Source organism: Flavobacterium sp., assembly GCF_044377315.1.
Lineage (GTDB): Bacteria > Bacteroidota > Bacteroidia > Flavobacteriales > Flavobacteriaceae > Flavobacterium.
In genome coordinates this window covers 41,620-66,143 of the sequence record NZ_JBILJG010000005.1, presented here as the reverse complement: position 1 = coordinate 66,143, position 24,524 = coordinate 41,620, and the positions used below count along the sequence as shown (strand labels likewise).

The 24,524-nt window shown below is 33.8% G+C and carries 21 protein-coding genes, 3 tRNA genes and 1 pseudogene; 10 read left to right on the top strand and 15 right to left on the bottom strand.

What is annotated here, in order from left to right; all coding sequences use genetic code 11:
* Positions 1–9: 9 nt before the first annotated feature.
* The 6 genes from ACIQ66_RS02770 to trmD all read right to left on the bottom strand — a co-directional run bounded on the left by ACIQ66_RS02770 (position 10) and on the right by trmD (position 6,986).
* Positions 10–672 carry a thiamine diphosphokinase gene (locus ACIQ66_RS02770; protein WP_396211280.1) on the bottom strand — a complete coding sequence of 221 codons (663 nt, stop codon included), beginning with the start codon at positions 670–672 and terminating at the stop codon, positions 10–12.
* Between the two features lie 322 nt (positions 673–994).
* Positions 995–1,828, bottom strand: coding sequence for a DUF4249 family protein (locus ACIQ66_RS02765; protein ID WP_396211279.1), 834 nt, complete (start codon positions 1,826–1,828; stop codon positions 995–997).
* Positions 1,829–1,832: 4 nt separating this feature from the next.
* Positions 1,833–4,208, bottom strand: coding sequence for a TonB-dependent receptor domain-containing protein (locus ACIQ66_RS02760; protein WP_396211278.1), 2,376 nt, complete (start codon positions 4,206–4,208; stop codon positions 1,833–1,835).
* Positions 4,209–4,339: 131 nt separating this feature from the next.
* On the bottom strand, positions 4,340–5,563 hold the full coding sequence (locus tag ACIQ66_RS02755) for an NADP-dependent isocitrate dehydrogenase (protein ID WP_396211277.1): 1,224 nt from the start codon (positions 5,561–5,563) through the stop codon (positions 4,340–4,342).
* 218 nt (positions 5,564–5,781) lie between these two features.
* The gene (rplS, locus tag ACIQ66_RS02750) at positions 5,782–6,132 is read right to left on the bottom strand and encodes a 50S ribosomal protein L19 (protein ID WP_298175729.1); all 351 of its coding nucleotides are present in this window, start codon (positions 6,130–6,132) and stop codon (positions 5,782–5,784) included.
* Positions 6,133–6,308: 176 nt separating this feature from the next.
* Positions 6,309–6,986, bottom strand: coding sequence for a tRNA (guanosine(37)-N1)-methyltransferase TrmD (trmD, locus tag ACIQ66_RS02745; RefSeq protein WP_396211276.1), 678 nt, complete (start codon positions 6,984–6,986; stop codon positions 6,309–6,311).
* A 175-nt stretch (positions 6,987–7,161) separates the two neighbouring features.
* Here trmD and ACIQ66_RS02740 point away from each other — a divergent pair, with 175 nt between their 5' ends.
* The 4 genes and pseudogenes from ACIQ66_RS02740 (at position 7,162) to ACIQ66_RS02725 (ending at position 9,388) form a co-directional block, all read left to right on the top strand.
* The gene (locus tag ACIQ66_RS02740; protein ID WP_396211275.1) at positions 7,162–8,094 is read left to right on the top strand and encodes a peptidylprolyl isomerase; all 933 of its coding nucleotides are present in this window, start codon (positions 7,162–7,164) and stop codon (positions 8,092–8,094) included.
* A 170-nt stretch (positions 8,095–8,264) separates the two neighbouring features.
* Positions 8,265–8,555 carry a c-type cytochrome gene (locus ACIQ66_RS02735; protein ID WP_396211274.1) on the top strand — a complete coding sequence of 97 codons (291 nt, stop codon included), beginning with the start codon at positions 8,265–8,267 and terminating at the stop codon, positions 8,553–8,555.
* A gap of 13 nt (positions 8,556–8,568) precedes the next feature.
* Positions 8,569–9,030: a DUF962 domain-containing protein gene (locus tag ACIQ66_RS02730; protein ID WP_396211273.1), complete on the top strand. Its 462-nt coding sequence runs from the start codon at positions 8,569–8,571 to the stop codon at positions 9,028–9,030.
* A 21-nt stretch (positions 9,031–9,051) separates the two neighbouring features.
* Positions 9,052–9,388, top strand: a pseudogene (locus tag ACIQ66_RS02725) (tRNA-binding protein).
* A gap of 415 nt (positions 9,389–9,803) precedes the next feature.
* On the opposite strand, the gene scpA reads toward ACIQ66_RS02725, so the two are convergent.
* The 4 genes from scpA to udk all read right to left on the bottom strand — a co-directional run bounded on the left by scpA (position 9,804) and on the right by udk (position 14,480).
* Entirely contained in the window at positions 9,804–11,987 is a 2,184-nt protein-coding gene (scpA, locus tag ACIQ66_RS02720) for a methylmalonyl-CoA mutase (protein WP_396211272.1), read from the bottom strand.
* Between the two features lie 2 nt (positions 11,988–11,989).
* On the bottom strand, positions 11,990–13,354 hold the full coding sequence (locus ACIQ66_RS02715; RefSeq protein WP_396211271.1) for a methylmalonyl-CoA mutase subunit beta: 1,365 nt from the start codon (positions 13,352–13,354) through the stop codon (positions 11,990–11,992).
* A 155-nt stretch (positions 13,355–13,509) separates the two neighbouring features.
* On the bottom strand, positions 13,510–13,851 hold the full coding sequence (locus ACIQ66_RS02710) for a septum formation initiator family protein (protein WP_396211270.1): 342 nt from the start codon (positions 13,849–13,851) through the stop codon (positions 13,510–13,512).
* A gap of 20 nt (positions 13,852–13,871) precedes the next feature.
* Positions 13,872–14,480 carry a uridine kinase gene (udk, locus tag ACIQ66_RS02705; protein ID WP_396211269.1) on the bottom strand — a complete coding sequence of 203 codons (609 nt, stop codon included), beginning with the start codon at positions 14,478–14,480 and terminating at the stop codon, positions 13,872–13,874.
* Positions 14,481–14,601: 121 nt separating this feature from the next.
* On the opposite strand from udk, the gene ACIQ66_RS02700 reads away from it, so the two are divergent.
* Positions 14,602–14,676 (top strand) — tRNA-Pro (locus ACIQ66_RS02700).
* A 149-nt stretch (positions 14,677–14,825) separates the two neighbouring features.
* Positions 14,826–15,773 carry a thioredoxin-disulfide reductase gene (gene trxB, locus ACIQ66_RS02695; RefSeq protein ID WP_396211268.1) on the top strand — a complete coding sequence of 316 codons (948 nt, stop codon included), beginning with the start codon at positions 14,826–14,828 and terminating at the stop codon, positions 15,771–15,773.
* Positions 15,774–15,886: 113 nt separating this feature from the next.
* Here trxB and rimO read toward each other — a convergent pair whose 3' ends face one another.
* The 3 genes from rimO to ACIQ66_RS02680 all read right to left on the bottom strand — a co-directional run bounded on the left by rimO (position 15,887) and on the right by ACIQ66_RS02680 (position 19,998).
* A complete protein-coding gene (gene rimO / locus ACIQ66_RS02690) occupies positions 15,887–17,200 on the bottom strand; it encodes a 30S ribosomal protein S12 methylthiotransferase RimO (RefSeq protein ID WP_396211267.1) in 1,314 nt (437 codons plus the stop codon).
* A gap of 220 nt (positions 17,201–17,420) precedes the next feature.
* Entirely contained in the window at positions 17,421–18,941 is a 1,521-nt protein-coding gene (locus ACIQ66_RS02685; protein ID WP_396211266.1) for an OmpP1/FadL family transporter, read from the bottom strand.
* Between the two features lie 28 nt (positions 18,942–18,969).
* Positions 18,970–19,998, bottom strand: a complete 1,029-nt coding sequence (locus tag ACIQ66_RS02680; protein ID WP_396211265.1) for a hypothetical protein — start codon at positions 19,996–19,998, stop codon at positions 18,970–18,972.
* A gap of 101 nt (positions 19,999–20,099) precedes the next feature.
* On the opposite strand from ACIQ66_RS02680, the gene proS reads away from it, so the two are divergent.
* The 4 genes from proS to rpsT all read left to right on the top strand — a co-directional run bounded on the left by proS (position 20,100) and on the right by rpsT (position 22,260).
* On the top strand, positions 20,100–21,578 hold the full coding sequence (proS, locus tag ACIQ66_RS02675; protein WP_396211264.1) for a proline--tRNA ligase: 1,479 nt from the start codon (positions 20,100–20,102) through the stop codon (positions 21,576–21,578).
* Between the two features lie 83 nt (positions 21,579–21,661).
* Positions 21,662–21,733, top strand: a tRNA-Glu gene (locus tag ACIQ66_RS02670).
* Between the two features lie 46 nt (positions 21,734–21,779).
* Positions 21,780–21,851, top strand: a tRNA-Glu gene (locus ACIQ66_RS02665).
* Positions 21,852–22,008: 157 nt separating this feature from the next.
* Complete coding sequence (gene rpsT / locus ACIQ66_RS02660; protein WP_396211263.1) at positions 22,009–22,260, top strand: 30S ribosomal protein S20; 252 nt, start codon at positions 22,009–22,011, stop codon at positions 22,258–22,260.
* Positions 22,261–22,310: 50 nt separating this feature from the next.
* On the opposite strand, the gene ACIQ66_RS02655 is transcribed toward rpsT, so the two are convergent.
* Entirely contained in the window at positions 22,311–22,712 is a 402-nt protein-coding gene (locus ACIQ66_RS02655) for a response regulator (RefSeq protein WP_396211262.1), read from the bottom strand.
* On the bottom strand, positions 22,705–24,405 hold the full coding sequence (locus ACIQ66_RS02650; protein WP_396211261.1) for a PAS domain-containing protein: 1,701 nt from the start codon (positions 24,403–24,405) through the stop codon (positions 22,705–22,707). Before ACIQ66_RS02650 ends, ACIQ66_RS02655 begins: the two co-directional genes overlap by 8 nt.
* Positions 24,406–24,524: the final 119 nt, after the last annotated feature.

Below are 24,524 nucleotides of genomic sequence, written 5' to 3'. Positions count from 1 at the left end.
ATTATTTAATTAATCCCAACATTCCATTAGTAGCAAGTCACCTTCTATATGTTCGATTTTTACAATTCCATCTTCTATTACGTGGTTGCTACTACCAGTTCGGTAACCTATTGTAAGTTCTTCATTCTTTAATGGGTAAAATAAGTTTTCGGTTGTTATTCCTGTTACTTTTCCAATCGGAATAAGAGAAATTGGTGTTTTTGCAGTGTACCATTTTTCAAATTTTGTTGGTAATAAATACACTTTTGAGTAATCGTCTAGAATAACAATTTTCAATTTATTTCTGTAACTTACAATATTGGTGATATTTGTGATAGTATGATCGGCTCTTTTACCCGTTGCCCATACAACATTTACGGCTTTGTGTCCTTTTTCTATTAAATAGTCAAAGGCTTTTTCTAAATCGGTTTTGTCTTGGTTGGGTGTATGTATAATTTCTAGTGGAAACTGTTTTTCTTTGTAGAGTTCTGGATTAAAATTATCATCGAAATCGCCTAGTAAAACATCTATTTTTATGTCTAATTGTAAAACGCGGTCGATTGCGTTGTCTAGAACTATCACAATTGGTGACCATTCTAATAATTGTCCTAATAACTCATAACTGCATGCAGCACCATTGGCAATAATTAATGCTGGTTCTTGGTCGTCGCGAACAATGTGGTGGGAAGACATTATGATTTAGGATTTGTGATTTTAGATTTTTTATGAGTGCAAATTACGAACTTAATTATATGATTTCAAATGTTTAAATTTTATTTTTTTGAGGTAACATTTGGTATCGCTTTTTAATCATTGGTGTTTGCTTACGCAAACTTGTAGTTAATGGCGATTTCATAATTTGAAGTTTGAATTTTTAGCCGAGATAGTAATGGAAAGCAAAACCTTGTCATAAGTTTAGTTTTTCTTATTTTTTCAAAGCGACCAACGGAAGCTCTTGAAGAAATATAGAAAACTTCTTATAACAAGGTTTTCTTGGAATGAATAGCTTGATTAGCTACTCAATAGTATAAGAGCCTGTATCAATTTCTGATAAGTGAAAGTAACCTAGTGGATAATTGTCTGCATTATTTTGGTTTACAATATTTCCACGAAGAGTTGCCGGTGGAGTTGAAAAAGGACCTCCGCCGCCGCTACCAGAAATACTTAAAAGTTTGTTCATATAATTACTATATTTTTCGGTAATTCCTTGTAATGAATAATCGATTACATCGCCAGCTTTTAATTTATCATCAATATAAACGCCAAACATCATGTTTCCTTGAAAAAACTCATCTGTAATTACGCTATATTCGGTATATACAATGTTACTGTTTTTGGCTCCAACAAGGTAAAAATTATCTTCGTCACCGTTGTCAACAAAATAAAATTTTACTTCAACTATTTCATCGCCACCAAAACCTGGAATCATGGTTTGTTTGTCAAATTCGATTACTGGTGTCGGCATTAGTTTGGAAGTTGCTTTGTAAGTTTCACCATTATTAACAACTGTTAGTTGGTATTCGTTGTTTATAATTGGATTAAAATTAGTGCATACATAAGTTCCAGGAGCAGTTTCGTTAAAAATATAAATTACAGTAATATCTGAAGATAGATTTATAACAGAAACCGTTGCACCAGTAACTGGTGGAATTGTATTAGAATAAAAATCAGTAGTAGTTGAAAGCTTTATTGTTTGAAGATTTCCTGTTTCGCCTTTTTGCCATTTTAGCGAAGCATCGATAACCAGTTTTGGATTGGCAGTATCTAAATCGACATTGATAACATCTTCACAGCTTAGTATTGAAATTGAAGTTAAAATAAGGACAATATATAGTTTTATATTTTTCATACTATTAGAATTTAAAATTATAAGAAACGGAAGGAACAATTCCAAAAATAGATAATCTTGATGCTTCATTGTTTCCAGTTTCAGTATTTTCTCGGAAACTTATGGAAGCAGCATTTTTGCGACTGTAGATATTATAAATACTAAAAACCCATTCATCTTTCCATTTTTTTGTTTTACTACTTTTAGGTGTTAGTGTTGCTGCAACATCTAGATGATGGTAGGCTGGTAGGCTATTTTTATTTCGTATTCCGTAACTTGGAACAGTAATGCCTTGGTAAGTATATTGCCCGTTAGGATAGGTTACAGGTTGACCAGTTTGCAGCGTGAAGTTGGCTCCAAAATTCCATTTTTCGTTCAGTTTATAACTTCCAGTTATTGCTAAATTGTGAGTTTTGTCATAAGCAGAACGATACCATTCTCCATTATTTATTCCGATTTCGTCAGCGGTTCTTCCTGGTGTTTTTTGTTGCGATTTTGATAAAGTATAAGCAATCCAACCACTCAAATTACCAGTGTTTTTGCGAAGCATGAATTCAAGTCCATACGAACGCATTTCTCCGTTAAGAATAACTTGTTCAATAGCTTCGTTGGCAATCAAATTAGCGCCATCAATATAATCCATTCTGTTTTTGATTGTTTTATAAAAACTTTCAACTTCCACAGTATAAACGTCTTCTTTGAAATTATTGAAATAACCAACAGCCACTTGATCGGCAATTTGAGGTTTGATATAATTATCACTTGGCATCCAAACATCAAGTGGAGTAGGAGAAGCCGTATTTGAAACCAGTTGAAGGTATTGTACCATTCGATTATAACTAGCTTTCACCGATTGATTTTCATTCAATTCATAAGCTGCTGAAAAACGTGGTTCGAAGTTGTCGAAACTGGCAATAGTTTTGTTTTTTCCAAAATAAGTAGTACCAATTGGTTTAGCTTTCTCATAAACTTTTGTCTCGGCATCATAGACAACAGGTTGGTTATTTTCGTATAAGTTTACAGTTGAATTTCCTAATCTGTAAAAAAAGCTGTAGCGTAAGCCATAATTAAAAGCTAATTTGTCTGTAAGTTTTTGTTCGGCTTCGAGATATAATGCTGGTTCAAAAGCGTATTTTTTGTCTAATTGTTTAAAGTTTATATTAGAAGTTTCGTCAATTGGCTCGATGGTTCCTGGATTGAAATCGTAATAAGTTCCATTGAAACCATAATTTAGTTTTATATCATTGGATAAATAATGTTTGAAATCGTATTTTAAATTATAATTTTTGATTCCAGAATCCCAATTGAAGCCAATGAAATCAAGTGTTAATCCATAGTAATAATCACTATAAATTAGCGATAAATTTGAAAATAATTTGTCATTAAAAAGATGATTCCAACGCAGATTTAATGTTGAATTTCCATAAGTATTAGTAAACGTTTTGTTTAGTGAAAAAATATCACGACCAAAATAGCCTGATAGATATAAGCTATTATTTTTATCTAATTTGTAGTTTAACTTGGTATTTAAATCATAAAAATAAGCAGTATTTTTATTGTCAGAAAGTTTCAAAAATAAATGCGCATAAGATCCACGTCCACCAACAAGGAAAGAGCCTTTGTCTTTAACAATTGGACCTTCGGCAAGAATTCTACTGGTAATTAATCCAATTCCGCCATTGATGTGAAAATCTTTACTGTTTCCATCTTTTTGGTATATATCTAAAACTGAAGATGCACGACCGCCAAATTTAGAAGGTATTCCACCTTTGTATAATTTCAAATCTTTGATGGCATCTGGGTTAAAAACCGAGAAGAAGCCAAAAACGTGTGATGAATTGAAAATAGTTGCTTCGTCTAACAAAATTAAATTTTGATCGGCACCACCACCACGAACATTAAAACCCGATTGACCTTCGCCAGCATTGGTAACACCTGGCAAAAACAGAATTGATTTTATAACATCAACTTCTCCCATTACAACAGGCATTTGTTTTATCGTGCTAATTGAGAGTTTGTTAACACTCATTTCTGGTTTACGAATGTTGGCTTTTGTCTTTTCTGAAGTAACCACAACTTCTTTCAACTCTTGACCAGATTCTTGAAGTGAAAAATTTCTTTTGGTATTTTGATTCAAAGAAATTGCTTCAGAAATAGTTGTAAAACCTACATAACTGATTAGAATTTCATAATCACCTTTGGGTAATGTTAGCGAGTAAAACCCATATTCGTTGGTGGTTGCGTAGAGTTTGGTGTCTTTGGCAATAATATTTACACCAATTAATGTTTCGTTGCTGCTGGCATCGGAAATGGTTCCGCTAAGCGTAAATTTTTCTTGAGAAAATCCCAGATTTGAAATAAATAGAATTAAAATGAAGGGAATAATTTTTTTAAAAATCATGACTTTGGTTTTGTACTGCAAATTTGACGAAAAATAGCCAATTTTGTTACATAATGAATGTTAATGTATAGTTAAGTAAAAAAAAAGACAACCATTGCTGATTGTCTTTTAGTATTAATTTTAGAAAAAAATTATCCTAATTTATTGTCTAAGTTGGTTTTAATCGCTTCTAAGAAAGCTTCTGTTGTTAGGTAATCAGCATCTGTTAAACCTTTTGGTTTTACTAGCATTGCTAAATCTTTGGTCATTTTTCCAGATTCAACTGTGTCTATACAAACTTGCTCTAAAGCATTACAGAAATTAATTAAGTCTTGATTTCCATCTAATTTTCCTCTATGTTCTAAACCTCTTGTCCAAGCAAAGATTGAGGCAATTGGGTTGGTAGAAGTTGCTTTTCCTTGTTGGTGCATTCTGTAGTGACGTGTTACCGTTCCGTGAGCTGCTTCGGCTTCAACTGTTTTTCCATCTGGAGTTACTAATACAGAAGTCATTAATCCTAGTGAGCCGAAACCTTGCGCAACAGTATCTGATTGAACATCACCATCATAGTTTTTACAAGCCCAAACAAATCCACCGTTCCATTTCATTGCAGATGCAACCATGTCGTCAATAAGTCTGTGTTCGTAAACCATTCCGTTTGCATCAAAATCGGCTTTGTAGTGTTGTTGAAAAACTTCTTCAAAAATATCTTTAAATCTTCCGTCGTATGCTTTCAAGATTGTGTTTTTAGTAGAAAGATATAATGGCCATTTTTTTGTCAACGCCATTTGAAAAGAAGAATGAGCAAATCCGTATATACTTTCGTCAGTATTGTACATTGACATGGCTACACCATCACCTTTGAAGTCATAAACTTTCCATTCAGTAGTTTCTCCAGCTTCGTTTGTAAATGACATGGTTAAAGTACCTTTTCCTTTAATAACTTTATCAGTAGCTTTATATTGATCTCCAAAAGCGTGACGCCCTATAACGATTGGTTTTGTCCAACCTTGAACATATCTTGGTACATTGCGCATAATAATTGGCTCACGAAAAACAGTTCCGCCCACTATATTACGAATGGTTCCGTTTGGCGATTTCCACATTTCTGATAAGTTGAATTCTTTTACGCGCTCTTCGTCTGGAGTGATAGTAGCGCATTTGATACCAACATTATATTTTTTTATTGCTTCGGCAGAGTCTATTGTAATTTGGTCTTTGGTAGCTTCTCTACTTTCTATGCCTAAATCGTAGTATTTGATATCTAAATCTAAATAAGGAAGGATTAATTTGTCTTTAATAAATCGCCAAATAATTCGTGTCATTTCATCGCCATCCAATTCGACTACTGGATTGGCTACTTTAATTTTTGCCATATTAATTGTGTTTTGTTTGTTTGTTTTAAAAAAAATAGCGGAAACAAATATATAGAATTTAAACCTTTAAAATAAATACTTTAGGTACGAAATCGATTGAATTATTAAATTACGATTTTAAGGTTTTTAAATTACGAATTTGATAATTTGAACCCGCTATTTTTGTATAAAAAAAGTCTCGAACGAATCGAGACTTTCTATAAATTGTGAAAAAAGAATTATCTTCTTTTATCTTTAATTTTTGCTTTTTTACCAGTAAGTTCTCTGAAGTAGAAAATTCTTGCTCTACGTACAGCACCTTTCTTGTTAATTTCAATTTTTTGTAAAGCTGGTAAGTTTACTGGGAAGATACGCTCTACACCAATTGCACCAGACATTTTACGGATTGTGAAAGTTTCTGTAGATCCAGAACCTCTTCTTTGAATAACCACTCCTTTAAAAAACTGAGTTCTTGTTTTTTCACCCTCTTTAATTTCGTAGTAAACTGTGATAGTATCACCAGCTCCAAATACAGGGAAATCTTTTCTTGTTACAAATTCGCTATTAACGAAATCTACTAAATTTGCCATTTTAATTGCTAATTATGGTTTAAAATCTGAGCAACATTCGCGGTTTTCGCCAGAGGTTGGTCAAATGTGGGTGCAAATTTACAACTTTATTTTAAATAAACAACTTTTCATTTTAGTTTTCAGTCTCAGTTTTCAGTTTACAGTTTTATACTGATTACTGCGACTGTCAACTGTGACTAATCTTCCAACAAATCAGGTCGTCTATTCTTAGTATGTTCAAACGCCATATCTTCTCGCCATTTGTCAATTTTGGCAAAATGTCCGCTGGTTAAAACTTCGGGCACTTTCCATCCTTTGTATTCGGCAGGTCTTGTATATATTGGTCCCGAAAGTAATCCGTCTTGAAAACTATCGGTCAAAGCTGAGGTTTCATCACTCAAAACACCAGGAATTAATCTAATTATAGCATCGCAAAAAACTATGGCTCCAATTTCGCCACCACTTAATACATAATCACCAATCGAAATTTCTTTGGTAATAAAATGGTCGCGAACGCGTTGATCAACACCTTTATAATGCCCGCACAAAATAATTATGTTTTCGTACATCGATGCTGTATTGGCCATTTTTTGGTTAAGTGTTTCTCCATCAGGCGACATATAAATAACTTCATCATAGTCACGTTGACTTTTCAAATGAGTAATACAAGCGTCAATAGGTTGCACCATCATCACCATTCCAGCACCTCCACCAAAAGGATAATCATCAACCGATTTCTGTTTATTGGTTGTATAATCTCTCAAATTATGAAAATGAACTTCCACTAAGCCTTTATCAATAGCACGTTTCATAATTGATGCTTCAAAAGGACTTCGCAGTAATTCTGGTAAAATGGTAATGATATCTATTCGCATTTGGCAAAGATAAAAATTATTCTTTAGAAGCTACTACCGCTTTTTTTCCAATTTTTTATTCCTAACAGGTTAATAAAAGTAAATGAATGTAAAATATATTCTCAAATTGCTCTAATGTTAAATTAGAACAATTTTAATTTTGTAAATTTGCACCACAAATAAAAAATACAATAGAATGGAAAACGGAATATACGCTAAATTTAACACTTCAAAAGGTTCAATTTTAGTAAAATTAACACACGATTTAACCCCTGGAACAGTTGGAAACTTTGTCGGATTGGCAGAAGGTCAATTAGAAAACTCAGTAAAATCAATGGGAAAACCGTATTATGATGGATTAAAATTCCACAGGGTAATACCAGATTTTATGATTCAAGGTGGTTGCCCACTTGGAACAGGAACTGGCGATGGTGGTTATAAGTTTGATGATGAGTTTAACTCAACTTTAAAGCATGATAAACCAGGTGTTTTATCAATGGCAAATGCTGGACCAGGAACCAACGGAACTCAGTTTTTCATAACGCATGTACCAACACCATGGTTAGATGGTAAACATTCTGTTTTTGGTCATGTTGTTGAAGGACAAGACATTGTTGATGCTGTAGCGCAAGGTGATTTACTTGAAACAGTAGAAATTGTTAGAGAAGGTGAAGAGGCAGAAAAGTGGAATGCTATCGAGGCTTTCAGAACTTTTGAAGGTTCAAGGTTAAGAAGAATTGAAGAAGCTAAAAAACAAGCTGAGGAAGCAATGGAAAAATTAGCAGCTGGTTTTGACAAAACAGAAAGCGGTTTGCGTTATAAAATTATCCAAAAAGGAAATGGTAAAAAAGCAGAAGCTGGAAAAACTGTTTCTGTTCATTATACAGGACAATTAGAAAATGGTAAAACGTTTGATTCTTCTTATCCAAGAAAAAAACCAATCGAATTCCCGTTAGGAAAAGGACATGTTATTGATGGTTGGGATGAAGGAATTCAATTATTACAGGTGGGTGATAAAGCTCGTTTTGTAATTCCATCGTATTTAGGCTACGGAACAAGTGGTGCTGGCGGTGTAATTCCACCTAATGCAACTTTGGTTTTTGATGTTGAATTGATGGACGTGAAGTAAGTAGAGAACTTAATTTTATGAAATTAAATTGTGTGAATCACTTATTCCGAATTTTTCGAAATCTTACGAGATAAGAAATACGAGATATGAAGTTAAAAATGAATCCTGATAGTTAATTCTATTGGGATTTTTTTATATTTACTTTTTATAATCCAAAAAACAACTAAAAAATGAAATCAAAAACATCAATTATATCCGCGATGGCATTGCTAATTTTTGCTTGTTCACCAAAAACTTCTCCAACAACAAGTACTAGTCAAATTGCTAAAATCGAGCTAACTCCCGACTTGATTGCAGCCAAAATGTCTTACGAAAACAATTGTGCAAAGTGTCATGAATTGTTTAAACCCAAAGATTATACAGCCGAACAATGGAAGCCAATTTTAGTAAGTATGCAAGAGAAAGCCAAAATTACAGATCAAGAAAGAGAAAAAATATATGCTTATTTGACTATGAATTAAACCTATTTAAAATATGAAAACACTACAACAATGGTTTGATGAATATGGAGAAAGTCATAAAAATCCTGTGAATAAAGCTATTCATTATATTTGTGTGCCAATGATTTTCTTTTCTATTGTTGGTTTGCTGATGAGTATTCCAAGTGATTTTTTAAAATCAGTACTTTCTTTAAATTTACCTATTATAGAAAACTGGGCAACAGTTGTACTTATTTTTGTACTTCTGTTTTATCTTAGATTGTCTATTAAAATGGCATTTAAGATTGCAATTTTCGCCGTTTTATGTTTGGTTTTAAACTTCTATATAAGTCAATATGTATCCTTATGGATTTTTTCAATGACTATTTTTAGTATTGCTTGGATTGGTCAATTTTACGGTCATAATGTCGAAGGGAAAAAGCCTTCTTTCCTAAAAGATTTACAATTTCTACTAATTGGACCAGCTTGGGTTGCAGAAAATTTGTTTGGTAAATAGAAATTTATTTTGAATTATATTATGGAGTTGATTTCTTGGGATGATTTTGAAAAAATAGAAATGCGAGTAGGCACAATTCTTGAAGTAAGTGATTTTTCCCGAAGCAAGAAAACCAGCTTATCAATTACGAATTGATTTTGGTAACGAAATAGGAATAAAAAAATCTTCTGCACAACTAACAAAGCTTTATTCGAGAAAAGATTTGGTTGGTAAATAAATTATCGCCGTAGTCAATTTTACAAAAAAGCAAATAGGAAATTTTAGCAGTGAATGTTTGATTTTAGGTTCTATCAATGAAGATGATATTGTTTTGTTGTCATCAGATTTGAAAGTGGGAAATGGGTTGAGAGTTGGTTGATATTGAGTTATAATTTATAAAAAAAAACAGCTAGGAAACTAACTTAGCTATTCAAAAACTGATTGTCTTATAGAACTGTTTAGGTTACAACGAGATCCTTTCTTTGGCAACTATTTATATCTGAAATAGAAAAACGTTCTCGAGCTTCATAAAGTATATGATTTTCAAAACTATTGATTATAAAATATATACAAAACTTGTATTTAACAATTACCAATTTTCTGAGCAAGTTCTTCTCGTGTTAAACCTTTTTCAATTTTTACCTCGTAAATTTTTACCTCGTAAATTTTTGCCCCAAGTTTGAAATGCTCGTAACCTTTTTCTAGTTTATCACATTTTTCAGTTCCTGTTTTTCCATAAAATTTATCTTTTAAACCTGACTGGTTTTTAAAACCTGTCAGGTTTACTAACTATTCTATTCCTCCAAAAGAACTTCTAAAATACTAATAGCAGCATCGCTAATTTTAGTACCAGGACCAAAAACAGCTACGGCACCAGCATCAAAAAGATATTGGTAGTCTTGTGCGGGTATAACGCCACCTACAATGATCATAATATCTTCGCGTCCGTATTTTTTGAGTTCTTCAATAACTTGTGGCACCAATGTTTTGTGTCCAGCTGCTAGTGAAGAAACGCCCAAAATATGCACGTCGTTTTCTACGGCTTGTTTAGCCGCTTCGGCAGGTGTTTGGAAAAGTGGGCCTATATCCACATCAAAACCTACATCTGCGTAACCTGTTGCTACTACTTTGGCACCACGGTCGTGACCATCTTGTCCCATTTTGGCAATCATAATACGTGGTCGACGGCCTTCTTTTTTGGCGAAAGCATCGGCCAATTGTTTTGCTTTTTCAAAGCTTGCATCGTTTTTTATTTCTTTGCTATACACACCACTAAAAGTTTTTATTTGTGCTTTGTATCTTCCAAAAACCGCTTCGAGTGCATCGCTAATTTCGCCTAGTGTTGCTCTGTTGCGTGCGGCTTCTACTGCCAAAGCTAGTAAATTGTCATTCTGATGCAAATCAGAATCTGTTGTTTTTGTACTAAATGCTTTTGCACAATTGGTTAATTTTGCTAAACTTGCTTTTACTTTGTTGTTGTCGCGAGTGGCTTTTATATGATCCAAACGTTCTATTTGTTGCTTGCGAACCATTTGGTTATCGACATCTAAAATATGCAATGGATCTTCTTTTTCCAAGCGGTATTTATTGATACCCACAATAATATCTTGGTTGCTGTCAATACGCGCTTGTTTACGTGCCGAAGCTTCTTCAATACGTAATTTCGGAATTCCGGCTTCGATGGCTTTGGTCATACCGCCCAATTCTTCGACTTCTTCAATTAGTTTCCAAGCGTTTTGTGCAATTTCGTTGGTTAGGCTTTCTACATAATAGCTACCAGCCCAAGGGTCAACGGTTTTGCAAATTTTGGTTTCTTCTTGCAAAAATATTTGTGTGTTACGAGCAATTCGTGCCGAGAAATCGGTTGGTAATGCAATCGCTTCGTCTAGCGCATTGGTGTGTAACGATTGAGTTCCTCCAAAAGCAGCTGCCGCCGCTTCGATAGCTGTTCTTGCCACATTATTGAAAGGATCTTGCTCGGTTAAACTCCAACCCGAAGTTTGGCAGTGTGTTCGCAATGCTAAAGATTTTTCGTCTTGCGGATTGAATTGTTTTAGGAGTTTTGCCCATAACATTCTACCTGCTCGCATTTTGGCAATTTCCATAAAATGGTTCATACCAATAGCCCAAAAGAACGATAGGCGAGGAGCAAACTCGTCTATTTTCATACCTGTTGCCAATCCGGTTCGAATGTATTCTAAACCGTCGGCTAATGTGTATGCTAGTTCGATATCGGCCGTAGCACCAGCTTCTTGCATGTGGTAACCCGAAATAGAAATAGAGTTAAATTTGGGCATATTTTTGCTAGTATATTCAAAAATATCAGCAATGATTTTCATCGAAGGCGTTGGCGGATAAATATAAGTATTACGCACCATGAATTCCTTAAGAATATCATTTTGAATAGTTCCTGAAAGTAAATTGGATGAAACACCTTGTTCTTCGGCAGCCACGATGTAAAAAGCCATGATAGGCAAAACGGCACCGTTCATTGTCATAGAAACCGACATTTCTCCTAATGGAATTTGGTCAAAAAGCACTTTCATATCTTCCACCGAGTCGATGGCAACACCTGCTTTTCCGACATCGCCAACCACACGTTCGTGGTCAGAATCGTAACCGCGATGAGTAGCAAGGTCAAAGGCTACAGAAAGCCCTTTCTGTCCTGCCGCAAGATTTCGTCTGTAAAAAGCGTTACTTTCTTCGGCAGTTGAAAAACCAGCGTATTGTCTTATGGTCCAAGGTCTGCGAACGTACATGGTGGCATAAGGTCCGCGAAGGTTGGGGGCAAAACCAGCTCCAAAACCTAGATGTTCCAAGTTTTCGATGTCTTGTTTGGAATAGATTGGTTTTAGCTCAATGTTTTCGGCAGTGTGGAAAGTTGGTTCCAAGTTTAAGGTTTCAAGTTCCAAGTTGTTGGAATTTGGAATTTCTTTTTTGGAATTTTGTAACGTAATATTTTGGATATCTTTTCTCATGGTTATTGTTCTTGAGATAATCTTTCTTGTTCCAATTTTTCGGCTAAACGTTTTTCGATTATAGGTGTGATTAACGTTTTTCTTGGATTTTGTTTTACAAATGGGTACAATTCCAATTCGTCTTTCATTCGGTCGTTTTTGTTGGGATATTTGTTTGTTCCCAGTAAAACTTCTTTTCCAGAATCGAATAACTCTTGTTGTTTGGCAGCGCTTTCGGAAATTTTTCTTTGGATAGTTCCTTCTATAAGTTGGGTAATGAAACCACTATTTCGTTCAATATCTTTGAATAAATCGAGTGCTTTTTCGGCTAGTTGTTGCGTGATGCTTTCGATATAATAAGCACCATCAGCAGGATTGTTTACTTTGTCAAAATAACTCTCGTGCTTAAGAACCAATAATTGATTTCTCGAAATTCTGTCACCAAATTCATTGTCTTTGTGATATAATGCGTCATAAGGTAAGTTGGCAACGGCATTGGCACCACCAAGTATAGCCGACATACATTCGGTTGTGGTGCGTAGCATATTTACATTGTAATCGTATAATGTTTTGTTGCGTTTGGTTGGTGTTGTTACAATATGACAATCAAAATGATGGTTGTATTCTTTAGCAAGTGAGTTGAAAACCAGTCGCAAAGCACGAAGTTTGGCAATTTCGAAGAAATAATTGGTTCCAACTGAAACTTCAATAGTTATAGGTTGGTTTATAGAAGGAATTCTGTTGAAATATTCGTTTATGTGCGCTATTGTGTAGGCAACTTGCTGCACCATATTAGCGCCAGTATTATCATATAAATTGGCGTTGCAACTTAAAAATGGATTTGTTGATTTAGCAGCGATTGCATTTAGTTTTTCGAAATCCTTATCAAGATTTTCAAACCAGTTTCCGTCTTTGGCTAATTGTCCGATTGGATCTAGTAGGATTTTGAAATTTGCTTTATTTTGGGAAGCAAAGTTAGTTAGCTTGGTAACGAAATCGATTGAAAGAAATGACAAATAAAAGTAATAGGAAACTTTTTCTAAAGGAAGATTTTGCATTAGCTCTTCGATAGAAATGGTTTCGTTTTCTATTGTAAATCGGATGCTTTCTGCGCCACGCGATAAGGTTTCTAAAGCTGTTTTGTTAGATTTTTTAACGTCGTAAACAAAGATGTTTTGTAAAATAGTAAAAGCGTTTGTTGGTGCTGATACATTGTTTTTGACATCCAATTCGTCAAGGTGATAAAAAGGTTTTACTTTGATGCCTTCAGGGCTTTCCCATACTAAGGTTTCGTTATAATCGGCTCCTTTAAGTTCGTACTGAATTTGTTGTTTCCATTGTTTGGAAGAAATAGGGTCGAAATTGGAAAAAAGGTTGTTGTTTGACACTTTTTTAATTTTTTATGGTTGTAAAAGAAAATAAAAAGTCTAAAATAGCCCTGATCGTAATGGCATCCTTTTTCTTTTTTCTTTAAAAAGAAAAATACCTACCTGCCTGCCTGCAGGTATAATGGAGAGCAGGACTGAATCTGTTAGAACCACTATTATTGTGCTTCTAATAGGCTATCTTTTATTCTTTGATCTTCAAATTCTATTATGTAAATATCTTCGCTGTCCTTTTTCATATAGTATTTTTCGCGAGCGTATTTTTCTATTTGATTGGGATTTTTTAGTAATTTAATGTTTTGTTCGTCTTTTTTGATTTCTTCTTGATAGTATTCTTTGTTGGTTTCGAGTTCATCGATTTGTTTGTTTAGAAAACGATGGTCAAAATAGGAATAGTTGTCCAGAAAAAACATCCAAATGATAAAGAACAACAACACCCAAACGTATTTATTGCTAATAAATTGGAGTAGAGCTGATTTCTTTTTTTTTGGATTTTCCATTTATTAAAGGTACTAAAAAATTATGATAAACGTTGATTAATTACCGCTCTAACAACATCAATAGCTACTGTGTTATATTTATCGTTAGGAATGATGATATCGGCAAAGGCTTTGGTAGGTTCGATGAATTGCTGGTGCATTGGTTTAAGCGTTGTTTGGTAACGATTTAGCACTTCTTCCATGTCACGACCACGCTCGGCAATATCGCGTTTTAGTCGACGAATAAGACGTTCGTCAGAATCGGCATGCACAAAGACTTTTACGTCAAACATTTCGCGAAGTTCTGGATTGGTAAGAATAAGAATTCCTTCGACAATCATTACCTTTCTTGGATGCGTTGAAATAGTATCGTCGGTGCGATTGTGTGTTACAAATGAATAGACAGGTTGGTCAATGGTTTTACCCGCTTTTAAATCTTTGAGATGACAAACTAAAAGTTCAAAATCGATGGCTCTAGGGTGGTCGAAGTTGATATTGCTACGTTCTTCATAGCTCATACCAATATTTTGTTTGTAATAAGAGTCTTGTGATATGATACCGACTTCAGTTTCTGGTAATTCATTCATAATTTGATGAACGACCGTTGTTTTTCCACTTCCTGTTCCGCCTGCAATTCCGATAATGAGCATAAATAATATGTTTGTGTTTGTGCAAATTTAAGTAATATTTAGAATAAAATTTTGTCTAAATAATTATTTTTAGAAATAGTTTGGTAATGTTAGATTTAGCTTTATATTTGCGCTCACAATACGGGGTGTAGCGTAGCCCGGTTATCGCGCCTGCTTTGGGAGCAGGAGGCCGCAGGTTCGAATCCTGCCACCCCGACAGAATCCTTTTCACGATGTGGAAAGGTTTTTTTGTTTTTAGAATGCTTATGTAATCCTTACTTATAATAAAAATAGATTTTTTGTTACTTATATTACATTTGAATTCATACAAATTACCTATTTTTGAAAACAAAAAAAATCACAAATATGTCTGATACAATCGAAAAAGTAAAATGTTTAATAATAGGTTCTGGGCCAGCAGGCTATACTGCTGCTATTTATGCTTCTAGAGCTAATATGTTTCCAGTTCTATATCAAGGAACACAACCTGGTGGACAATTGACCACCACTAATGAAGTAGAGAATTGGCCAGGAAATCCAGAAGGAATTACTGGGCCACAAATGATGGTTGGTTTGCAAGAGCAAGCACAACGTTTTGGAACCGATGTTCGTGATGGTTGGGTAACCAAAGTAGATTTTACTGGGCCTATTCACAAAGTGTGGATTCATGACGGAAAAGAATTGCATTGCGAAACGGTAATTATTTCAACTGGTGCCTCTGCAAAATATTTAGGATTACCATCGGAACAACATTATTTGCAAATGGGTGGAGGAGTTTCTGCTTGTGCTGTTTGCGACGGATTCTTTTATAGAAACCAAGAAGTTGTAATAGTGGGAGCAGGGGATTCGGCTTGTGAAGAAGCACACTATTTATCTAAATTATGTAAAAAAGTAACTATGTTGGTTCGTAGCGAACAATTTAGAGCTTCTAAAATTATGGAAGCACGTGTTCGTAAAACTGAAAATATCGAAATCTTGATGAACCACGATACCGTAGAAGTTTTAGGTGATGGACAGGTTGTGACTTCTGTTAAGGTTTTGAATAAAACTACTAACACTGAGCATGAAATTCCAGCGACTGGATTTTTTGTTGCGATTGGTCACAAACCGAATACCGATATTTTCAAAGACTTTATCACACTAGACGAAACAGGTTACATTGTAAATGTTCCAGGAAGTTCTAAAACCAATGTTACGGGTGTCTTTGTATCGGGCGATGCCGCCGATCATGTTTACAGACAAGCTATAACTGCCGCAGGAACTGGTTGTATGGCAGCTTTGGATGCTGAACGATATTTGGCTTCTTTGGAGTAGATTTTTGGTCGTCGGTTGACAGTTGTCGGTTGACAGTTTATTGAATATATAAAAAAAAGTGATGAGGTTTGTTTCATCACTTTTTTTGTATTCTAAATTCTGCTTTCTAATTTCTAAACAACTTCTCCGTACAAATCGAATTCAGTTGCTTCGGTGATTTTTACGTTGATGAATTCGCCTGTTTTTAGGTAATTTTTGGTAGCATCTAGCAACACTTCATTGTCAACATCTGGACTATCAAATTCGGTTCTACCAATAAAATGATTTCCTTCTTTTCGGTCAATAATACATTTGAAAACTTGTCCGACTTTTTCCTGATTTAAATCCCATGAAATTTGCGATTGCAATTCCATTAGTTCATTTACTCTTTCTTGTTTTACTTCGGCAGGAACGTCGTCCTCTAGTAAATAAGCATGAGTATTTTCTTCGTGAGAATACGCAAAACAACCCATTCGGTCAAATTTCATTTCCTGAACAAAATCTTTCAATGTTTCAAAATCTTCACGCGTTTCGCCAGGATAACCAACTATTAGTGTGGTACGAATAGCCATTCCGGGAACAGCAGCACGAAAATCTTTTAATAATTGAGTCGTTTTTTCTTTGGTAGTTCCACGACGCATCGATTTTAGGATGTTATCCGAAATATGTTGCAACGGAATATCAATATAGTTACAAATTTTTGGTTCACGTTTCAAAACATCCAAAACATCCATCGGAAAACCTGTAGGAAAGGCGTAATGCAGTCTAATCCACTCAATTCCTTCTACTTTTACCAATGCTTCTAATAACTCTGCAAGATTTCGTTTTTTGTAAATATCCAAACCATAATAGGTCAAATCTTGTGCAATCAAAATCAATTCTTTCACACCATCACGAGCTAAACCTTCAGCTTCTTTAACCAATTTTTCAATAGGTTGCGAAACGTGTTTGCCACGCATAATTGGAATTGCACAAAAGCTACACGGTCTATCACAACCTTCGGCAATTTTTAGATAAGCATAGTTTTTAGGAGTTGTCGTTAATCGTTCGCCTAATAATTCGTGTTTATAATCTGCACCAAGTGCTTTTAGCAACAAAGGCAATTCAGTAGTACCAAAAAACTGATCAACATTTGGAATTTCTTTCTCCAAATCTGGGCGGTATCTTTCCGACAAACAACCTGTAACGAAGACTTTGTCAACCAATCCGCGTTCTTTTTTGTCGGCATATTCCAGAATCATGTTTACCGATTCTGCTTTGGCATTGTCTATAAATCCACAGGTATTTATTACAATAATATTTCCTTCTGTTTCAGCTGGAGCTTCGTGTTCAACTTCTTTTCCGCTTGCTTTTAGTTGTCCCATTAGGACTTCACTGTCATAAATATTTTTCGAACAACCTAGCGTTATTACGTTAATTTTATTCTTTTTTACCGATTTGGTTCTCATGCTTCTTTTTTATTGAAGTGCAAAATTACAGTATTTATTTTTAGGAGCACTAACTTTTGGGCATTTTCAGAAAGGTTCGTTCCAGCTTTTCGCTACAATCTTTTCTTTTTTAAAGAAAAAAGAAAAGGATTTTCACTACAATCTGGGCTAGAATTTGAGTTTTGGGCATAAAAAAACCACTCGAAAGACGAATGGTTTTGTATAGATCGTTTAGTTTCAATTACAATTCAAATAATAACGTTAACGAAACATTGTTGTTAATGTTATTAATTCTGGCTGCGTCTGTAAATCCTTGCTCAAAAAAACTAGGATTTGAATTTCTTTTGGCATAAGTATATGACAAATCTAATTTAGTATCTCCGAAATTATAACCAAGTCCACCAGAATAACTTTTTAAGTTTCCAATAGTCCAATTGTTTTTATAAGGACTTTCTTCGCTTCTGTGACCTGCTCTAAGGCTAAATTGTTTGATTCTGTATTCGGCTCCAATTCTAATTTCACCTGTTGTATCAAGAATATCATTCATTCTATTATTTACTCTTGCAAAATCTCCGTGAGGATCTCTAAATTTAGTGTTGCTATAATCTTTAATGCTATAGTCAATACTAATCAATCCTTTTTTACCAAAAATATAAGCAAAACTTCCTGTAAATTTTGATGGAGTTCTTAATTTGTATGGATCATAAATTATAGTGATGTTAGAGTCAACAGTAGTATTAGAGAGATTTGGATTTGCAGGAGTACCATAATTGTATCCAGTTGACGAAAGTGTTTGTAGTAACTCATCATTCAATCTGTACCAAGTTGGCGATTCATAAGATAAACCAGCGCGTATTTCTTTATTTATTTTTCCGATGATCCCTAAGTTGAATGAAAAACCAGTTCCGTAAGTGTATAAATCGTTTCCAAATGTAAGGTTTCTTAAACCATTTGTTGAGCTATTGTTATTGCTTTCGTAAAACCTAGAAGATTGAACATAATCTGTGAAATGTGAATTCAAACTCAAACCTATAAAGATTTTATCTTTATAGGAAGCTGCACCATTAAAAGTCAGTTTTCCATTAAATCCAGTAGCAACTATTGAATTCTGTTGATAATAATTTCCTCCTGGATTATTTATCAAATAGCTTGTATTATTTACATCATTTGTAAGAGGATTTATTACATAACCTTGATATCCTAGAAAGGCTTGTTGGTCGGCATAATTCAATTCATCGTAATAGGCGTTTTCTAAAACATCTAGAAAAATACCGCCTTGAGTCGCACTAGGATTAGCATAACTCAAAAAATAATTTGCCACAGAATTATTCGGGTTTGTGCCTTTTGTAAACAAAGAATTATCATAATTATTGGTGTTTTCGTAGTTTAAGGCAAATGAAAATTTGTTCCAATCACTTTTGCCAGAACGGTCTTCAAAAATGAAAACAGCACCAGCTTGGTTTAAGTCAAACGCATTTTCAGATTGACTTGTTTTCGAACCAAAATAATCAGCATTATTTTTTGTATTTAAACTAGATAAAGTTCCACCAGCTTGATTGTTTGCGAACACAACACTTCCCGCCGGATTCACATTTATAGCTGATAAGTCACCACCAAGTGCTCCAAATGCACCGCCCATAGCTCTGAAACGAGCAGTTCCGTTCAAGTTTTCTTGAGCCAATCTAATTGCATCAGGAATTTCTTGAGCATTGGCATAGTTTATACTAATGATAGCTGAGATTGCTAAAATATATTTTTTCATTTTTCTAAATTTAAATAGATACTAAATTTTATCGTCTACCTCCGCCACCTGAACGAGAACCTCCGCCACCACCACCAGATCTAGAACCTCCGCCACCAGCACCTGAACTTGATCTTGTAGAAGATGAATTACTCGGTGAATAGTTGTTTGAACGAGTGCTGTTTGATGAGTTGTTGCTTGGTGTATAAGTATTATTTCTTGTAGGCGAAGTAGTTGTTCTAGTTGAATTGCTTGAATTGTTTCTTGTGCTATTAGAACCATTGTAAGTTCTAACAGGAGAGTAGCTATTACTTCTTATAGTATTATTTCTAGTAGTTGTAGTTCTAGTAGGAACATAGTCGGTTCTTCGAGAGCCAGTAACCGTAGTGTTTCTAGTTATAGTGTTGCTGCTTCTTCTATAATCTCTTGACGAGTTTCCTTCTGGCCTTCCGTAGGTTGAACCTCTTCTACCATTTCCATAAGCATAGTTGTTATGATAGTTGTTTCCGTAAAAACCATTTCCATACCAATTGTTCCAACCCATGCCCCAATTTGGTCCGTACCATGAATTCCAACCCATTCCCCAATTATTCCAACCCATTCCCCAGTTTGGTCCGTACCATGAATTCCAACCCCAATTATTCCAACCCATTCCCCAATTGTTCCATCCCCAACCATTCCATGAGTTCCATGCGGCATTATTCCATCCCCAGTTATTGTCATAAACGTTTACAGTAACATTAGAAGGATTAGAACCCCATGCTGCTGATTGATTTCTGTTTTGTGAGGCAGTTGTGTCGTTGTAAGTAGAATAGCGTTCAACATCGGTAAAAACTTCATCTTGTTGATCATCACGAAGAGAATTGAAATAGTCAGTATATTTATTACTTTCGGTTACTTTGGCTTGACCATCATTTGCAGCTGTTTGAGCTACTTTTTCACTTTCACCACCATAAATTCCATCTCTATCATAATAAGATTTGTTTTGATAAGAACCACATGATGTAAAAATAACTGCAACTAGTCCAAATAATGAATAAACGGACAATTTTCTGGAATTATAATAATTTGTTTTCATAACTATAGCATTTTTATTGTTGGTCATTACAAAAATAGTTAGTTTTGCCGAACTATTTAGTTAATTAAATATTAAACAATTTTTATGCCAAACTATTCATCATGAGTAAGAACTTAACAAAGAGAGCAGAAGACTATTCCAAATGGTATAACGAGCTTGTAGTAAAAGCTGATTTAGCTGAGAATTCAGGCGTTAGAGGTTGTATGGTAATCAAACCGTATGGCTACGCAATTTGGGAAAAAATGCAAGCAGAATTAGACAGAATGTTTAAAGAAACAGGTCATAGTAATGCCTATTTTCCGCTTTTTGTTCCCAAAAGTATGTTTGAGGCAGAAGAAAAAAATGCAGAAGGATTTGCTAAAGAATGTGCTATTGTGACACATTATCGCTTAAAAAATGATCCAGATAAACCAGGAAAGTTGATGGTTGATCCAAATGCTAAATTGGAAGAAGAATTAATTGTTCGTCCTACAAGTGAAGCTATTATTTGGAGTACCTATAAAAATTGGGTTCAATCTTATAGAGATTTACCTTTGTTGATTAATCAATGGGCTAATGTGGTTCGTTGGGAAATGAGAACGCGTTTATTTTTGAGGACTGCAGAGTTTTTGTGGCAAGAAGGACACACGGCTCATGCAACCAAAGCAGAAGCTATTGAAGAATCTGAAAAAATGATGAATGTATATGCTGATTTTGCTCAAAATTTTATGGCAATTCCAGTAATAAAAGGTTTGAAAACTGAAACTGAACGTTTTGCTGGAGCTGATGAAACTTATTGTATTGAAGCATTGATGCAAGATGGAAAAGCTTTACAAGCGGGAACTTCTCACTTTTTAGGGCAAAATTTTGCTAAAGCATTTGATGTTAAATTTGCTAATCAAGAAGGAAAACAAGAATACGTTTGGGGAACTTCTTGGGGAGTTTCTACTCGTTTGATGGGCGCATTAGTTATGACACATTCAGATGATAATGGATTAGTACTTCCTCCAAACTTGGCTCCAATTCAAGTTGTAATTGTACCTATTTTTAAAACTGATGAAGAATTAGAAAATATAACAGTTATAGTTAACGATTTGGTCTCACAGTTTAAAAGATTAAAAATCTCTGTTAAATTTGACAATAGAACAACACAAAAACCTGGATTCAAATTTGCAGAATGGGAATTAAAAGGTGTTCCAGTTAGAATAGCTATTGGTCCAAAAGATTTAGAAAACGGAACTTTTGAAGTAGCCAGACGAGATACTTTATCTAAAGAAGTTGTTTCTAAAGATGGAATTGTGGCATATATAAATGATTTGTTAGATACAATTCAGGCTGATTTATTCGATAAAGCATTGAATTATAGAGATACACATATTACTGAAGTAAATTCTTTTGAAGAATTCAAAGATGTTTTAGAAAATAAGACAGGTTTCATTTCTGCACATTGGGATGGAACATCAGAAACGGAAGAAAAAATTAAGGATTTAACTAAGGCAACCATTCGTTGTATTCCTTTGGATAGAAATAATGAAGAAGGAGCCTGTGTTTTTTCAGGAGCTAAATCTACTGGTAGAGTGTTGTTTGCAAAAGCATACTAAAAAAAAATAAAAAAAGTGCTTGCTGCTATTGTGTGAAATAAAAATAGTTGTATTTTTGCACTCGCATTACAAAAATGTGTAATGGCCCGTTCGTCTATCGGTTAGGACGCCAGGTTTTCATCCTGGTAAGAGGGGTTCGATTCCCCTACGGGCTACAAGTTCAGTTTTTATTGAAAAAATAGTATCTATAAAGATAATGATGGCCCGTTCGTCTATCGGTTAGGACGCCAGGTTTTCATCCTGGTAAGAGGGGTTCGATTCCCCTACGGGCTACAACGTTAGTTGTAAATTAGTTTTATAAAGTAAAAAGTCAGTGTCTCGATTTTTTATTTTATTAGTTAAAACCAAAGTGTTCGCCGATGCGAATGTGGGAGGTTTTTCTTTTTTAACTATGTATTAATAATAATAATTACAATTAAATTAAAAGAAAATGGCAAATCATAAGTCAGCTTTAAAAAGAATAAGAAGCAACGAAAAAAGAAGAGTATTAAACAGATATCAGCATAAAACTACTCGTAATGCAATAAAAGCATTGAGAATGTCAACTGATAAATCTGATGCAGCATCTAAATTAGCTAGTGTAATTTCGATGATTGATAAATTAGCTAAGAAAAATGTTATTCATGATAACAAAGCTTCTAACTTAAAATCAAAATTGACTAAATTCGTTACTAAATTGTAATTAATTTCTCAGTTAAAATAAAAAAGCTCTCATAATTTGAGAGCTTTTTTTTATTCAATATCTTTCAAGCTTTCAAGCATTTCTTTGTTTATTGGCTTTGGCAGAAATTTAATAACAATTGGATGTTTTTTAGATTTTTCAATGTCATTCGGGTCAACGGTAGAAGATAAAATAATAACTTTTATTTTCTTGAAAATATGGTGAAACTTTTTTTCTATAAAAGTATCCAAGAATTCCCATCCATTCATTACAGGCATATTTAAATCTAGAAATATTAACTTAGGATAATTATCATTATTAGTTGTAATAAGTAAGTTTTCAAAATAAAGAATTGCCTCTTCCCCGTTTTTTGCAGTTACAAGTTCGTTACAAAAAGAAGCTTTATTCAATACCATTTCGTTAAGCATAAGTGTAATTGGATCATCATCAACACATAATACAGTTTTAATCATTTTCTTCTTTATTAAAGGTTAGCGTGAATGTTGTGCCTAAATTTACTTCACTTTCAATTTCTATTTTACCGCCCATACTTTCTACTTGAGATTTTACTAAATATAGTCCAAGCCCTTTGCTGTCCGGATAATCATGAAAACGTTGATAGAGCCCAAAAACCTTATCTTTATTTCTTTTAAGGTCTATTCCAATTCCATTATCACAAAAAGTTAAAATTATTTTGTTGTTTAGTTCCTTTGATGAAATTGCTATTTTTAGTTGTTTGTCTTTTGCCTTGTATTTTAAAGCATTAGTTAGCAAGTTTAATAATATACTTTCAAAAAAAGTTTTATTAGCATAAATTTCGGGAGCTTTATCTAAACTTAATTTTATTTCAGGTTTATTAAGTGAGATTATATTAGTAAGTTGATGTAGTGTAGAGGTAAGAATATCACCAATTATGAGTTTCTCTTTGGCTATCGACAGACTGTCTTTTATTACAATAACTTTAGCTAAGTCATTTATTGTATCATTTAACATCTTGGTTGAGCTCGAGAAACCATTAAGTATTTCTTTTAGTGCTTTATTTTCAATTGGAATATCATTTAATAAGTCTAATAAACCAGTTAAGTTTGATAATGGAGCTCTCAAATTATGAGAAGTAATATATGAAAATTGCTTTAAATCTTTATTGTTTTGTGTTAGCTCGTTTATAAGTTGCTCTCTTTCTTTTTCTCTTTCTTTTTCTAAAGTTATTTCTCTTTGTATAGAAATCCAATGCGAATGTTCTCCTTCAATATTAGATATTGGTAATAAAGTAATATTCAGCCAGTATTGCTCCCCATTTTTTCTTACGTTATGAGATTCAAATTTATATTCTTGCTTGTTTTTTAATGCTTGTGAGAGTTTGTTTAGATTATTTTTAACTGAGTTTCTATTAAAATATTCAGTTGCGGGCTTTCCTAAAATGTCTTTAGGATTAAAGCCAGTAATAGTTGTAAAGGCTGGGTTAACATAAACAATTGTTGGAATTGTTGCTTTTGTTTCGTTAGCTTCGGTAATGGCAATGGCGTTTTTTGATTGAAGAATTACGGTTTCAAGTAGTTTTAATCTTAATTCTTCTACTCTTTGTTTGGTAATATCTTGCATTGCTCCAATCATTCTGACGGGAATTCCTTTTTCATTTATTACAAGAAAACCTCTGTCTAAAACATGTTTAACACTTCCGTCTGCGCACATGAAACTATAGTTTTCCTGCCATCTTTCAATTTTATTCTCTGCATAAGAATACATTTTTACCGACATTTTTAAACTATCATTTGGATGGATTTTATCAAAAAACCATTTACTTGTTTTTCCAACATCTCCTTTTTTATATCCAAAAATCCCTTGAATACCTTTATTCCATGTGAAATGATCGGTTGTTAAATCCCAATCCCAAATTGTATCACTGGTTGCTTTGGCCACAATATCATATCTTTCATTAGATAATCTAATGCGCTCATTTTTTTTAAGGTTTCTCTTGTTATTTTTTAAAATTACCACATAGGCAACTAATGACGATATAAAGATAATAACAATATCTTTGATAAAATAGAATAAGCCATAATTGGGTAAATGTTTGTATTGAATTAAGATATAATGACTTATAATAACAAGTGTAGTTGGTATTGAGATTAAGAATAATGTATATTGTAATGCAGATTTTTTCATTTGTACCAAAGATAAAAATTATATTCTCAAATCGAAAATAACTACAATAAAAATTGCAATTTTATAATTTTCTAGTTTGAATTTTATTAAATCATTATGCTGATATTTTTTAGGTTTTT